Source organism: Alcaligenes sp. Marseille-Q7550 (genome assembly GCF_965112015.1).
On the sequence record NZ_CBCOPU010000001.1, the window covers coordinates 1,567,225 to 1,580,767 of the forward strand.

General features: G+C 64.4%; 14 protein-coding genes. 9 read left to right on the top strand and 5 right to left on the bottom strand.

What is annotated here, in order from left to right; genetic code table 11:
* Positions 1–362: 362 nt before the first annotated feature.
* A complete protein-coding gene (locus ACWPWO_RS07505; protein ID WP_454005639.1) occupies positions 363–1,232 on the top strand; it encodes an MOSC domain-containing protein in 870 nt (289 codons plus the stop codon).
* Between the two features lie 33 nt (positions 1,233–1,265).
* On the opposite strand, the gene ACWPWO_RS07510 is transcribed toward ACWPWO_RS07505, so the two are convergent.
* On the bottom strand, positions 1,266–1,727 hold the full coding sequence (locus ACWPWO_RS07510) for an Lrp/AsnC family transcriptional regulator (RefSeq protein WP_454006310.1): 462 nt from the start codon (positions 1,725–1,727) through the stop codon (positions 1,266–1,268).
* A 152-nt stretch (positions 1,728–1,879) separates the two neighbouring features.
* Here ACWPWO_RS07510 and metC point away from each other — a divergent pair, with 152 nt between their 5' ends.
* Positions 1,880–3,073: a cystathionine beta-lyase gene (gene metC / locus ACWPWO_RS07515; protein WP_454005641.1), complete on the top strand. Its 1,194-nt coding sequence runs from the start codon at positions 1,880–1,882 to the stop codon at positions 3,071–3,073.
* Between the two features lie 87 nt (positions 3,074–3,160).
* Here the strand turns inward: metC and ACWPWO_RS07520 are convergent, their stop codons facing one another.
* From ACWPWO_RS07520 to ACWPWO_RS07535, 4 genes are all read right to left on the bottom strand, one after another.
* Entirely contained in the window at positions 3,161–3,643 is a 483-nt protein-coding gene (locus tag ACWPWO_RS07520) for a hypothetical protein (RefSeq protein WP_394065304.1), read from the bottom strand.
* Positions 3,644–3,762: 119 nt separating this feature from the next.
* On the bottom strand, positions 3,763–4,167 hold the full coding sequence (locus ACWPWO_RS07525) for an NUDIX hydrolase (RefSeq protein ID WP_394065305.1): 405 nt from the start codon (positions 4,165–4,167) through the stop codon (positions 3,763–3,765).
* A gap of 29 nt (positions 4,168–4,196) precedes the next feature.
* Positions 4,197–4,604 (bottom strand): YbaN family protein, encoded by a 408-nt coding sequence (locus tag ACWPWO_RS07530; RefSeq protein ID WP_454005644.1) that lies wholly within the window; start codon positions 4,602–4,604, stop codon positions 4,197–4,199.
* A gap of 5 nt (positions 4,605–4,609) precedes the next feature.
* Positions 4,610–5,200: a peroxidase-related enzyme gene (locus tag ACWPWO_RS07535; protein WP_454005646.1), complete on the bottom strand. Its 591-nt coding sequence runs from the start codon at positions 5,198–5,200 to the stop codon at positions 4,610–4,612.
* A gap of 174 nt (positions 5,201–5,374) precedes the next feature.
* On the opposite strand from ACWPWO_RS07535, the gene argG reads away from it, so the two are divergent.
* The 7 genes from argG (at position 5,375) to kdpB (ending at position 13,497) form a co-directional block, all read left to right on the top strand.
* Positions 5,375–6,712, top strand: a complete 1,338-nt coding sequence (argG, locus tag ACWPWO_RS07540) for an argininosuccinate synthase (protein ID WP_454005648.1) — start codon at positions 5,375–5,377, stop codon at positions 6,710–6,712.
* Between the two features lie 161 nt (positions 6,713–6,873).
* Positions 6,874–7,149, top strand: coding sequence for a formaldehyde-responsive transcriptional repressor FrmR (frmR, locus tag ACWPWO_RS07545; RefSeq protein ID WP_454005650.1), 276 nt, complete (start codon positions 6,874–6,876; stop codon positions 7,147–7,149).
* Between the two features lie 66 nt (positions 7,150–7,215).
* Positions 7,216–8,328, top strand: a complete 1,113-nt coding sequence (locus tag ACWPWO_RS07550) for an S-(hydroxymethyl)glutathione dehydrogenase/class III alcohol dehydrogenase (protein ID WP_454005652.1) — start codon at positions 7,216–7,218, stop codon at positions 8,326–8,328.
* A 446-nt stretch (positions 8,329–8,774) separates the two neighbouring features.
* Positions 8,775–8,870 (top strand): K(+)-transporting ATPase subunit F, encoded by a 96-nt coding sequence (gene kdpF, locus ACWPWO_RS07555; RefSeq protein WP_454005654.1) that lies wholly within the window; start codon positions 8,775–8,777, stop codon positions 8,868–8,870.
* 136 nt (positions 8,871–9,006) lie between these two features.
* Positions 9,007–10,710 (top strand): potassium-transporting ATPase subunit KdpA, encoded by a 1,704-nt coding sequence (gene kdpA, locus ACWPWO_RS07560; protein ID WP_454005656.1) that lies wholly within the window; start codon positions 9,007–9,009, stop codon positions 10,708–10,710.
* A 12-nt stretch (positions 10,711–10,722) separates the two neighbouring features.
* Complete coding sequence (gene kdpC, locus ACWPWO_RS07565) at positions 10,723–11,400, top strand: potassium-transporting ATPase subunit KdpC (RefSeq protein ID WP_454005658.1); 678 nt, start codon at positions 10,723–10,725, stop codon at positions 11,398–11,400.
* A 15-nt stretch (positions 11,401–11,415) separates the two neighbouring features.
* A complete protein-coding gene (gene kdpB, locus ACWPWO_RS07570) occupies positions 11,416–13,497 on the top strand; it encodes a potassium-transporting ATPase subunit KdpB (protein WP_454005660.1) in 2,082 nt (693 codons plus the stop codon).
* Positions 13,498–13,543 lie beyond the last annotated feature (46 nt).

The window sequence follows — 13,543 nt, forward strand, 5'->3', positions numbered from 1 at the left end:
TGTGCCGCCTTTGGGAAAAGGTTCCCTGTTCGGGCGGCATGAAAAATGATTATGAAAGTTTTGGCACGCAAGTGCCTCGGTATTACCCAAGGTCCGACGGCAGCAGCCATGGACTTCAAGCATGGCTGACTGGGGTAACGCCATGCGCTTGGGTTCGATCGCAAGTTCTTAATGTAATGGATGATTTGCGCGATCAAGCAACTATTAAGTCATAAGTTAAGTGCTTTGTCAAGTGGTGCTTGTCCGCGGGGCGCCACGTCAAGCGCAGCGCCCGCTCATGGCGACGCGCAGCAGCCAGCATGCAGATGGTCGGGCTGATGCTCTAGAATGTGCCATTGCCCATCATCTTGCTTTGCTTCGTCATGATCACCATTACCGGCCTGTACACCTACCCCATCAAATCCTGCGGCGCCCAGACGCATCCGGACGGAGTGGGAGTCAGCGCGGCCGGGCTGGACCACGATCGGGAATGGGTCGTGGTGGACGAGGCGGGAATCTTCATGACGCAGCGGCGCTGGCCGCGCATGGCCCTGATCCGGCCGCAGGTGTCCGCAGGATGCATCACGGTCCAGGCGCCCGGCATGCCGGCGCTGTCCTGGTCGCTGGACGGCGCGGACCGCGCGCAGACGCCTGTGCCGGTGCGCATCTGGAACGCGGAAACGCTGGGACGGGACGAGGGCGATGAGGTCGCGCATTGGTTCAGCGCCTTCCTGCAGACGCCGTGCCGTTTGTTGCGCCGCCACGACGCGGCGCGGCGCTACGTGCAGCCCGAACGCGTCCAGCCCTGGCTGGACAAGGCGAATGGCTGGCGGGACGTGGGCCGTCAGGAACAGGGCTTCGCCTTTGCCGACGCCTTGCCGTTTCTGTTCGCCAACCAGGCGTCCCTGGATGAGCTCAATCAGCGTGTGGTGCAGTCCGGCGAGCAGGCCGTGCCCATGGACCGCTTCCGGGCCAATATCGTGTTTGAAGGCCTGCCGGCCTACGAGGAAGATTACGTGCTGGGCGTCAGCGCACCGGGTCTGAGCTTCGCCTTCATACGGCCTTGTACGCGCTGCCCCATGCGCAATGTGAATCAGGCCACCGGCCAGGTCGGCGTGCAGCCGGGGTTGGCACTGGCGTCCAGCCGGCAGTTTCCCCAGGGCACCTTGTTCGGCATGCAGGCCATGCTGGCGCAATCCGAGCCGCAGCGTCTGCTGCCGGGCCGCACGCTGGACGTGGAATACGAATTCTAGCGTCTCGGACGGGTCCCAGGCCCGTCGGGGCGTTCAGGCGTAGTCCAGAGGCAGGCGGGTGGTGTATTTGATCTGCTCCATGGCGAAGCTGGAGCTGACATCGGTCAGCTCGATTTCGCTGATCAGGCGCTGGTAGACCCGGTCGAAGCTTCTGATGTCCGGCACGACCACGCGCAGCAGATAATCCGTGTCGCCGCTCATGCGGTAGAACTCCACGATCTGGGGGATGGCATCCACCACCGCGGAGAACTGCCGGTACCACTGCTTGTTGTGCTGATTGGTCTTGATGGCCACGAACACCGTCACGCCCACGTTGAGCTTTTCCTGGTTCAGCAGCGCCACCCGTTTCTCGATATAGCCGTCCTGCTCAAGGCGCTGGATGCGGCGCCAGCAGGGCGTGCTGGACAGGCCCACGCGATCGGCGATGTCCTGGATGGACAAGGTGGCGTCGTTCTGCAGCAGGTCAAGAATGTTTTTGTCGAATTTGTCTAGCAGGAGCAATTATTTTCCTGTTTTCAGAAAGTAACAGGAATTTGATTGTCTTAATTGTGGCTCCAGAGGCAGAAAAACGCAATATTCCTCCCGGCATTTTGCGTAGACTGTTCCTATCGGTCCGCACATGGGCCGGTCACCGACAGGAAAACAGCATGCACAATTGTGACTACAGGGACACCCGATTGACCCATCTGGGCCGCGACGCGGCGGTATCGAACGGTTTCGTGAACGTGCCGGTTTGCCGGGGCTCGACCATTCTGGCCGATACGCTGGAACAATGGACCGAGCGCAAGGAGCCGGACAATCCCTATGCTTCCTACGGCCGCTTCACCAATCCCACCTTGCAGACGCTGGCGCAAGCCGTGGCCGAGCTCGAGGGCGGACACCGCGCCTGGCTGTTTCCTTCAGGTCTGGCGGCCTGCAGCCACGCCTTGCTGGGCGTGCTGGAGCAGGGCGACCATGTGCTGCTGCCCGATTCGGTCTATGGGCCCATGCGCGCTTTTGCCCTGCAGGTGCTGGCCGGCCGCATGGGCATCCAGGTGCAGTTCTACGAGCCGTCCATCGGCGCTGGGATCGCCGCCTTGATCCGGTCCGACACCAAGGCGGTCTATGTGGAGTCGCCCGGTTCGGGCACGTTCGAGATCCAGGACATTCCCGCCATCGCCTGTTGCGCGCACGCGGCCGGTGCCTATGTGATCATGGACAATACCTGGGCCACGCCTTTGTTCTTCAGGCCTTTCGAGCATGGCGTCGACATTTCGGTGCATGCCGCCACCAAATACCTGACCGGTCATTCGGATGCCCTGCTGGGCGTGGCCACGGCCAATGAACGGGCCTGGCCCTTGCTGCGCCGCGCCGCGCATGACTTCGGCCAGACTGCCGGCCCCGACGATGCCTTCCTGGCCTTGCGCGGCCTGCGCACGCTGGGCGTGCGCCTGCGCCAGCACCAGGCCAGCGCCCTGCAGTTGGCGCGCTTTCTGGAACGGCAGCCGCAGGTCTTGCAGGTGCTGCACCCGGCCCTGGAGTCGCACCCGGGGCATGCGCTCTGGGAACGGGATTTCCTGGGTTCCACGGGCCTGTTCGGCGTGGTGCTGGAGCCCTTGTCGGCCGAGCAGTTGTCGCGCTTCTTCCGCAGCTTGAAGCTGTTCGGCATCGGCCTGTCCTGGGGCGGATTCGAAAGCCTTGCCTTGCCGTTGGACATGCCCCGGCGCGATGGCCGGCCGCTGTTCGGGCAGGGGCAGCTGCTGCGCCTGCATGTCGGCCTGGAAGATGTGCAAGATCTGCAGGATGATCTGCAGGCGGCTCTGGCGCAGGCCTACGGCGTGGGTGAGTTGTGCCGGGCCTAAGGGCCTGCCATGCGAAGAGCGCCTGCGGGCGCTCTTTTTTTTGCTTTTCCTCAATGCCGTGGCCGGCGCCGGCCACGGCGTCGCCGTTCAGTTGGGCTTGCCTCCCAGCAGGCTCAGCTGCTGGTTCTCCTGGCGCGCCATCAGGCGGCGCGCCTGCTCTTCATTGATGTTCAGGAACGGGTCGTCCAGCGAAGGCTGTTCGGGGCTGGAGATGCGCTCGGCGATGCGGTTCCAGCGCAGGCCCAGCTTGCTGGGCGTGGCGGGGCGGCGCCGCGTGCGCACCGGCGTTTCGTGCTGGTCGGGGGAATACTGGCTCAGGTCGAACTGGCCGGTGACGATGCCGATCTGCTTGAGCAGGATCATGGCCTGCAAGGGGCTCTTGAAGCTGCGCGGGTCCTTGCTGCGCGCCGTCACCAGCACGGCCTGGCCGGCGCGCGTGGCGATCTGCACGAAAAAATGGTTTCCCTGGCCCTTGATCGACACGCCCAGAATGCCTCCCGCCTGGGTGGCGGCCCGCAATTGCTGCAAAGTGAAAGTGACGACAGCGCCTTGGCTGGGAACAGAGGACATAGATAACCGGCAAATGAAGAAAGCCCGCCTTTGCGGGCCGGACTGGGCGTGGAGCCGCGGCCGCCGCACTGGCGGCCAAAGGCAGTCATTATGCCAAAAAACGCATCGTCACGGGGTGTTCAGACGGCCGCCAGGCGCGGCAGGATGTGTTCTTCCAGCAGCGGGGCCAGGGGCAGTTCGCGGGCCTGGGCCGGGTCGACCCAGCGCGCTTCTTCCAGTTCGGCGGCGGCCTGGATGGCGCGATCCAGCGTCAGGGTGAAGACGTGCGCGTGCACCACATGCCCCGGTTCGTTGGCGGCCGGGCATTCGAAGAAGCCTTCGTAGCGGGCGTGGGCGGTTTCGGAGCCGGCCAGGCCCAGCTCTTCTTCGAGTTCGCGCTGCAGGGCCTGGAGCGGGGTTTCGCCGGCTTCCAGCTTGCCGCCGGCCTGCATGAAATACGGGCTGCCGCGCTTGCGGACCAGCAGGATCTGGCCCGATGGGTTGGTGATGAAGGCAGCGGCTAGCAGGATGACGGGAGCGGACATGGGACTGAACGGGAATTCGAGCAAAAACGTTAGTGTAAATCTTTTTGGATGCGATCCGGCGCGGTGGCGGGGCCGCCCGCTTCCAGGGTCTTGCAGCGCAGCAGATACCAGGTGGCGCCCGCGCCGGGGATCAGCAGCAGCAGGCGCAGCCAGCCGGCCTGTTCGGCCAGCCAGGCCGAGAGCGCCAGGGACAGCCACAGCAGCGCCAGGGCGCGCCGCTTGGCCTGCCGGGTCAGGCCGCGGCCGTCCTGCCAGTTGCGCAGGTACGGCCCCAGCCAGCGGTGCTCCAGCAGCCACAGATGGAACCGTGGCGAACTGCGCGCAAAGCACCAGCCGGCCAGCAGCACGAAGGGCGTGGTGGGCAGCAAGGGCAGGACGGCGCCGGCCACGGCCAGCGCCACGCATACAAAGCCCGCCGCCAACAGGATGATGCGCATGGACCTCAGCGCGGAACGCGTCCCAGCAGGTGGAATTCATCGTTGCAGCGCATGGACATGAAATTGGCCATGCGGTTGCTCAGGCCGAAAAAGGCGCTGATGGCCGCGATGTCCCAGGCGTCCTCGTCGCTGAAGCCATGGTTGCGCAGGTTCTGGAAGTCGGCCTCGCCCAGCTCCTGCGAACGTTGCGAGACCGTCATGGCGAAGTCCAGCATGGCTTTCTGGCGCGGGCTGATGTCCGCCTTGCGCCAGTTGATGGCCACCTGGTCGGCGATCAGCGGGTCGCGGGCGCGGATGCGCAGGATGGCGCCGTGGGCGATGACGCAATAGTGGCACTGGTTGGCGGCCGATGTGGCGACCACGATCATTTCGCGCTCGGCCTGGGTAAGGCCGCCGGGCTTGTCCATCAAGGCGTCATGGTAGGCGAAGAAGGCGCGGAATTCGTCGGGACGGTGCGCCAGGGCCAGGAAGACGTTGGGGATGAAGCCGGATTTTTCCTGCACCGCCTCGATGCGGGCGCGGATGTCGTCGGGCAGGTCGGCCAGCGCCGGCACTGGATAGCGGCTGATGGGGGGCAGGGTGGGGGTGTCGGGCATGAGCATTCTCCACGGAAAAGGTGGTTCGCGCGCGCCGGGTGGTCAAATCCCTCCAGGGCGAGGGTGTCCAGTGCCGGTCCTGACGATATAATGACATATTGACCTTGTCCCGGGCAGGGCCGCCACGCGGTCCGGCGGGCGGGCACGTACTTGCACACCACTACTGACTCGATAATGACAACCATCCTCGAATCCATTCCTGTCGGCCAGAAGGTCGGCATCGCCTTTTCCGGCGGCCTGGACACCAGCGCCGCCCTTCTCTGGATGCGTAACAAGGGCGCCATCCCCTACGCCTACACGGCGAACCTGGGCCAGCCCGACGAGCCCGACTACGACGCCATCCCCCGCAAGGCCCAGGAATACGGTGCGAAGGTCGCGCGTCTGATCGATTGCCGCCAGCAACTGGTGGTCGAAGGCATCGCCGCACTGCAGTGCAATGCGTTCCACATCTCCACCGGCGGCGTCACCTATTTCAACACCACGCCCATCGGCCGCGCCGTGACCGGCACCATGCTGGTGGCCGCCATGAAGGAAGACGACGTCCATATCTGGGGCGACGGCAGCACCTACAAGGGCAACGACATCGAGCGCTTCTACCGCTACGGCCTGCTGACCAACCCCGACCTGAAGATCTACAAGCCCTGGCTGGACCAGACCTTCATCGACGAATTGGGCGGCCGCGCCGAAATGTCCGAGTACATGCGCGAAAACGGCTTCGACTACAAGATGTCGGCCGAAAAAGCCTACTCCACCGACTCCAACATGCTGGGCGCCACCCACGAAGCCAAGGACCTGGAGCACCTGAACGCCGGCATACGCATCGTCAAGCCCATCATGGGCGTGGCCTTCTGGCAGGACGCCGTGGCCGTGCCCGCCGAAGAAGTGCGCGTGCGCTTCGAGGAAGGCCAGCCCGTGGCCCTGAATGGCGTGGAATACGCCGATCCCGTCGAACTGATGCTGGAAGCCAACCGCATCGGCGGCCGTCACGGCCTGGGCATGAGCGACCAGATCGAGAACCGCATCATCGAAGCCAAGAGCCGCGGCATCTACGAAGCTCCCGGCATGGCGCTGCTGCACATCGCCTACGAACGCCTGGTCACCGGCATCCACAACGAAGACACCATCGAGCAGTACCGTATCAACGGCCTGCGCCTGGGCCGCCTGCTCTACCAGGGCCGCTGGTTCGACCCCCAGGCCATCATGCTGCGCGAAACCGCCCAGCGCTGGGTGGCCCGCGCCATCACCGGCGAAGTCACGCTGGAACTGCGCCGCGGCAACGATTATTCCATCCTGGATACCGTCTCGCCCAACCTGACCTACAAGGCCGAGCGCCTGAGCATGGAAAAGGTCGACAGCATGTTCTCGCCGCGCGATCGCATCGGCCAGCTCACCATGCGCAACCTGGATATCGTGGACACCCGCAACAAGCTGTTCACCTATACCCAGACCGGCTTGCTGGCGCCAGCGGCCGGTTCGGCTCTGCCCCAGCTCAAGGACGGCAAGCAGGACTGATCGCCTTGTCGCCATGAAAAAACCGGGAACTTTGTTCCCGGTTTTTTTTTTGCATGGCGTCTTGCTTCTTTCCTGTGCGCAGCCTGTTTCTAGGGGTTTTCCATATACCCCTGGGTAGTATATTTGATATACTGGGGGTATGTAGGTTCAGGGGGTTCTTCGTGCCACACACGCCAGAAGAAAAGAAACGTGTTCTTGCCCGTGTCCGTCGCATACGCGGGCAGCTCGATGCCCTGGAACGGGCGCTGGAGCAGGGGGAAGAGTGCGGGCCAGTGCTGCAACAGATCGCCGCCGTGCGCGGCGCCGTCAATGGACTGATGGCCGGCGTGCTGGAGAGTCATCTGCGCGAGGAGCTCGCTCCCCTGGCCAGCGAGGACAATGCCCGGCAATCGTCCGTGGACGACGCCATCGCTCTGGTGCGCGCATATCTGCGCTGACCCGCCTGGCCGCGGATCGCTTCCTGGACATCTCATTCTTACGCTCACCAACCAAAGGACAGTTACATGAAATCACGCGCAGCCGTCGCCTTCAAAGCTGGAGAACCTCTGCAAATCGTCGAGATTGACGTCGCCCCGCCGCAAAAAGGCGAAGTGCTGGTGAAGATCACGCATACGGGCGTCTGCCACACCGACGCCTTCACGCTCAGCGGCGACGACCCTGAAGGCGTTTTTCCCGCCGTGCTGGGCCATGAAGGCGCCGGCATCGTGGTGGAGGTCGGCGAAGGCGTGACCAGCGTCAAGCCCGGCGATCACGTCATCCCGCTGTACACTGCCGAATGCGGCGAATGCCTGTTCTGCAAGAGCGGCAAGACCAATCTGTGCACCGCCGTGCGCGCCACGCAGGGCAAGGGCCTGATGCCCGACGGCACCACCCGCTTTTCCTACAATGGCGAACCCATCTACCACTACATGGGCTGCTCCACCTTCAGCGAATACACCGTGGTGGCCGAAGTTTCGCTGGCCAAGGTCAACCCCGAGGCCAATCCCGAGCATGTCTGCCTGCTGGGCTGCGGCGTGACCACGGGCCTGGGCGCGGTCAAGAACACCGCCAAGGTGCAGGAAGGCGACACCGTGGCCGTGTTCGGCCTGGGCGGGATCGGCCTGGCGGCGATCCAGGGCGCGAAGCTGGCCAAAGCCGGCCGCATCATCGCCATCGATACCAACCCCGCCAAGTTCGAACTCGCTCGCACCTTCGGCGCTACCGATTGCGTCAACCCCAACGATCATGACAAGCCGATCCAGGAAGTGGTCGTGGAGATGACCGGCTGGGGCGTGGACCACAGCTTCGAGTGCATCGGCAACGTCAATGTGATGCGCGCCGCATTGGAAAGCGCGCACCGCGGCTGGGGGCAGAGCGTCATCATCGGCGTGGCCGGCGCGGGGCAGGAGATTTCCACCCGTCCGTTCCAGCTGGTGACGGGCCGCAAATGGATGGGCACGGCCTTCGGCGGCGTGAAGGGCCGCAGCGAACTGCCCGGCATGGTGGAGGATGCCATGGCCGGCCGCATCCAGCTCGAGCCTTTCGTCACGCACACCATGCCGCTCACGCAGATCAATGAAGCGTTCGATCTGATGCACGAAGGCAAGTCCATTCGTTCGGTCGTGCATTACGCCTGAGATCATGCGCAGCCGGCGGCCGAGGCTCGATGCCGCGGCTGCGCTGCGTGAACGCCCCGGAGCCGACGCGCCCCGGACGAATCGAAGCCCCCCGGTTCTGGCCGGGGATTTTTTTTGCTCAGCGCTGGTTCGAGGGGCGGCTCGAACGCCTGGTCCGTCCTTGGCGAACCGGACCCGCCCAAGGCGCATCGACAAGCAGGCCCCGCGGGGCGCGGCGCTCATCCATATGCCGTCTTATACGCAGGCGCCTAAACACATCCCTGAATTTATACGGGAAATCCTAGACTTTTCACGTCTGCTGCCGGTTTGCGCAGCGTCTGCGCCGTCCGGTTCACCGACGGTCCGGGCGCTCCAGGATCGGCAGTCCTGAAAACACGAAGTTCCGGTTTCCGGCCAGTGTCCGCCTGAGGATGCGGCCGGCTTGCGGATTCGACTGGGAGTTCTCGATGACTGCCTCATTGACCACCATTCTGGCCGGCGCCGTTTCAGCCGGCCTCTTTGCCTATCTGTTGTATGCCCTGGTGAAGGCTGAGAGGTTTTGATGTCCGGTCCAAGGGGCTTTCGCGTTTTTCATAGGTGCATATATGGGTGATCTTGTATTCGTGTCCCTGGCAGTGATGTTCTTTGCGGTGGCGGTCGGTTTGCCATCGGTCTCGAGAAAATCTGATGGAGGCCGTCATGCTTGAGGACATTTTTCAATTCGCCGTTATTCTTGCGGTCATGGCGCTGCTGGCCGTGGCGCTAGGCAAATGGATAGCGCATCTTTTCACCAGTCCCCGTCATGGCTTTCTGGAGCGAGGCACTTACCGGATGCTGGGCGTCGATCCGGACGAGAAAATGTCCTGGAAGCGCTACGGCCTGGCCTTGCTGCTGAGCAACGCAGCCATGCTGCTGCTGGGCTATGTGCTGCTGCGCCTGCAGGGCCTGCTGCCCGGCGATACGCTCGCGCGCGCCGCACAGCCGCCTGATCTGGCGTTCAACACGGCGGTGTCCTTTACCACCAATACCAACTGGCAGGCTTATTCAGGCGAATCCAGCCTCTCCAACCTGTCGCAGATGGCCGTGATCACCTTCCTGATGTCGGTCAGCGCGGCCACGGGGCTGGCGGCGGCCGGCGGGTTCATGCGCGGCCTCAGTCGCAAGAGCGCGGCCGACATCGGCAATTACTGGGTGGACTTCACCCGTTCTCTGTATCGCCTGCTCCTGCCCGCCAGCTTTCTGATTGCGCTGGTCTACGTCTGGCAGGGAGTGCCGCAGACGCTGGACGCGCAGATCGTGGCGGACACGTTGGAAGGTGCCAGGCAGCAGATCATTCTGGGCCCTGTCGCCAGCCTGGAGAGCATCAAGCACATAGGCACCAACGGCGGCGGCTTCTTCGGCACGAATGCCGCGCACCCCTTCGAGAATCCGACCCCGCTCACCAATACGCTGCACATGCTCGGCATGTTGCTGGTGCCCTCCGCCCTGACCTATGCCTTCGGCGCGATGGTGCGGCGCAGGAGCCAGGGCAGGGCATTGTTCGCCGCCTTTGTCGTGATGTTCATCGGATTTCTGTGGCTGGCCTACAGCGCCGAGCAGGCCGGCAATCCCTTGCTGTCGTCCCTGGGAGTGGATCAGAGGCCGAGCGCCGTGCAGGGCGGGGGCAATATGGAAGGCAAGGAAGTGAGGTTCGGCATCGCGCAAAGCAGCATGTTCGCCACCGTGACCACGGCGGCCACGACCGGCTCGGTGGACGCCATGCATTCTTCGCTGACGCCGCTCGGCGGCCTGGTTCCGATGGCGCAGATGATGCTGAACAATGTGTTCGGTGGCATAGGCGTCGGGTTCATCAGCCTGGTCAGCTACGCCATTCTGACGGTTTTCCTGGTGGGCATGATGATAGGGCGCACGCCGGAGTTCCTGGGCAAGAAAGTCGAGGCGCGCGAGATGAAGTACGTGATGCTGGCCCTGCTTGCGCGTTCGTTCAGCATTCTGGGCTTTACAGCGCTCGCCAGCCTGATGCCGTCGACCCTGGACAGCCTCTCCAACCTGGGGCCGCACGGCTTCAGCGAAGTGCTGTACGCCTATGCGTCGGGCACGGCCAACAACGGTTCGGCGTTCGCGGGTTTCAATGCCAATACCCCATTCTTCAATACAACCATAGGCCTGGCCATGCTGACCGGCCGTTACCTGACCTTGCTGCCCTTGCTGGCCGTCGCGGGCGTCATGGCGGCCAAGAAAACCATTCCCGAGGGGCCGGGCACCTTGTCGACCTCCTCGGCGCTGTTCACCGGCTTGCTGATCTTCGTGGTCCTGGTGGTTGGCGGGCTGACCTTCATGCCGACGCTCGCGCTCGGTCCGATTGTCGAACATCTGCTGATGCTCGACGGAACAAGTTTCTGAGGTGCGAATTTCATGTCGACCATCATTATTTCCGCTGCGGGCAGCTCATCGCCATCATTTTTCAAGAGCCTGGCCCGGCCCGTGATCGTTTCGGCCGTCTTTTTCATGATGCTCGCGGGGGTCGCATACCCGCTCGCCACGACAGGGGTCGGCGTCGCCCTTTTTCCGGATCAGGCTCAGGGCAGCCTGGTCGTGAAGGACGGCAAGGTGGTGGGATCCCGCCTGATCGGCCAGCACTTCACCGGGCCGGAGTATTTCCACGGCCGACCCAGCGCGACCATGGGCGCCGCCCCGGACGACCCGTCCCGCGCCGCCGCCCAGCCCTACAACGCCGCAGCCGGTGCGGCGAGCAATCAGGGCGTGCTCAGCAGGCAGCTGCGCGACGCCGTGGCCGAGCGCACCCTGGCCTACCGGAAGATGAACGGCCTGGCGGCCGACGCCCTCGTTCCCGTCGATGCGGTGACGGCTTCGGCGTCGGGCCTGGACCCTCATATTTCGGTCGCCAACGCGCAATTGCAGGCGCCGCGCGTCGCCAGGGCCCGGGGCGTGCCGGTGGAACAGGTGCGGCTGCTCATGGATAGATACACCAGCCCGCGCCAGCTAGGCGTGCTGGGTGATCCGCGGGTCCACGTGCTGGAACTCAATCTCGCGCTTGATCTGGCCGTCCCCGCTCGGCCCGAAGCGCATTAAGACAGGGAGCTCGCCATGTCCTTCATCGTTATGAAAACGCGGCAAGACGCCGCTGTTTCCGAAGTCCCCGGACCTCTTGCCTGGCGGGCGCTGTGCGCCGCCGCCTTCAGGAAGCTGTCGCCGCGCGTGCAGATCGGCAATCCGGTGATGTTCGTCGTCTACCTGGGCAGCATCGTCTCCACCTTGCTGGGCGTCCAGGCGCTGCTCGGCCAGGGCGAGGCCCCGGCCGGCTTCATCCTGGCGGTAGCGGCCTGGCTCTGGTTCACGGTGCTTTTTGCCAATGCCGCCGAAGCCGTGGCCGAAGGCCGGGGCAAGGCGCAGGCGGACGCGCTGCGCGCCACGCGCCAGCGAGTGGTGGCGCGGGTGCTCAAAGAGCCAAGGCGCCACAGCCCCTCCTGGCCTGTGCCCAGCGACGAACTGGTGGTGGGCGCCTATGTGCGGGTGGATGCCGGCGAGCTCATTCCGGCCGATGGCGAGGTGCTGCAGGGCGCAGCGTCCGTGGATGAATCGGCGATCACCGGCGAATCGGCCCCCGTGATCCGCGAGTCGGGAGGCGATTTCTGCTCGGTCACGGGAGGCACCCGCGTCTTGTCCGACTGGATCGTGATGCGCGTCACGGCCCGGCCCGGCGAGGCCTTCCTCGATCGCATGATCGCCATGGTGGAAGGCGCCAAACGGGGCAAGACGCCCAATGAAGTCGCGCTGAACATCCTGCTGGTCGCGCTGACCCTGGTGTTTTTGCTGGTGTGCGTGACGCTGCTGCCGTTTTCCCGCTTTGCCACCCTGGTGACCGGAGCAGGCTCGCCGGTGACGATCACGGCCTTGATCGCCTTGCTCGTCTGTCTGATCCCGACCACCATCGGCGCGCTGCTGTCGGCCGTCGGCGTTGCGGGCATGAGCCGCATGATGAAGGCCAATGTGCTCGTCACCTCCGGCCGCGCCATCGAGGCTGCGGGCGATGTCGATGTGCTGCTGCTGGACAAGACGGGGACCATCACGCTGGGCAACCGGGAGGCCTCGGCATTCATCCCCGCTCCGGGCGTGACGGAACAGGGGCTGGCAGATGCGGCGCAGCTCGCCTCGCTGGCGGACGAGACGCCGGAGGGGCGCTCGATCGTCGTGCTGGCCAAGCGCAGATTCAACCTGCGGGGGCGCGAACTGCACGGCGCCCGGACGGTCGCATTCAGCGCGCATACCCGGATGAGCGGCATCGATATCGGCGGGCGCCGGATCCGCAAAGGCGCGGCCAGCGCCATCCGTTCGCATGTGCAATCGCTGGGCGGCGTGTTTCCCGACGAGCTGGACAGACTCGTCGACGAGGTCGCCAGGCGCGGGAGCACGCCGCTGGTCGTGGCGGACGGCAATATGGCGCTTGGCGTGGTCGAACTGAAAGATATCGTGAAAGGCGGCATCAAGGAGCGTTTTGCCGAGCTGCGCGCAATGGGCATCAAGACCGTCATGATCACTGGCGACAACAAGCTCACGGCTGCGGCGATCGCGGCCGAGGCGGGCGTGGATGACTATCTGGCGGAGGCCACGCCGCCGGACAAGCTGCAGCTGATCCGCTGCTACCAGGAGCAGGGGCATCTGGTCGCGATGACCGGCGACGGCACCAATGACGCGCCCGCGCTTGCGCAGGCCGATGTCGCCGTCGCGATGAACAGCGGCACCCAGGCGGCCAAGGAAGCCGGCAACATGGTGGACCTGGACAGCAGTCCGACTAAGCTGCTGCGCGTGGTCGAAGTCGGCAAGCAGATGATCATGACGCGCGGCGCCCTGACGACCTTCAGCGTCGCCAATGACCTGGCCAAGTATTTCGCCATCATCCCGGCGGCGTTCGTGGCCACCTATCCGGCGCTGCAGGCGCTGAACATCATGCAGCTGCACAGCCCGGCTACCGCCATTCTGTCCGCCGTGATCTTCAACGCCCTGATCATTGTCGCCCTGATTCCGCTTGCCCTGCGCGGGGTGAAGTACAGGGCGGAACCGGCAAGCCACCTGCTGCGGCGCAATCTGCTCATCTACGGGGCGGGCGGGCTTGTCGCTCCGTTCGCGGGCATCAAGCTGATCGACATGCTCTTGACGCCTTTCTTCTGATGAGAGCGTAATATCGAGGCCAACTTTCCTGAAAGGAGCACGGGAG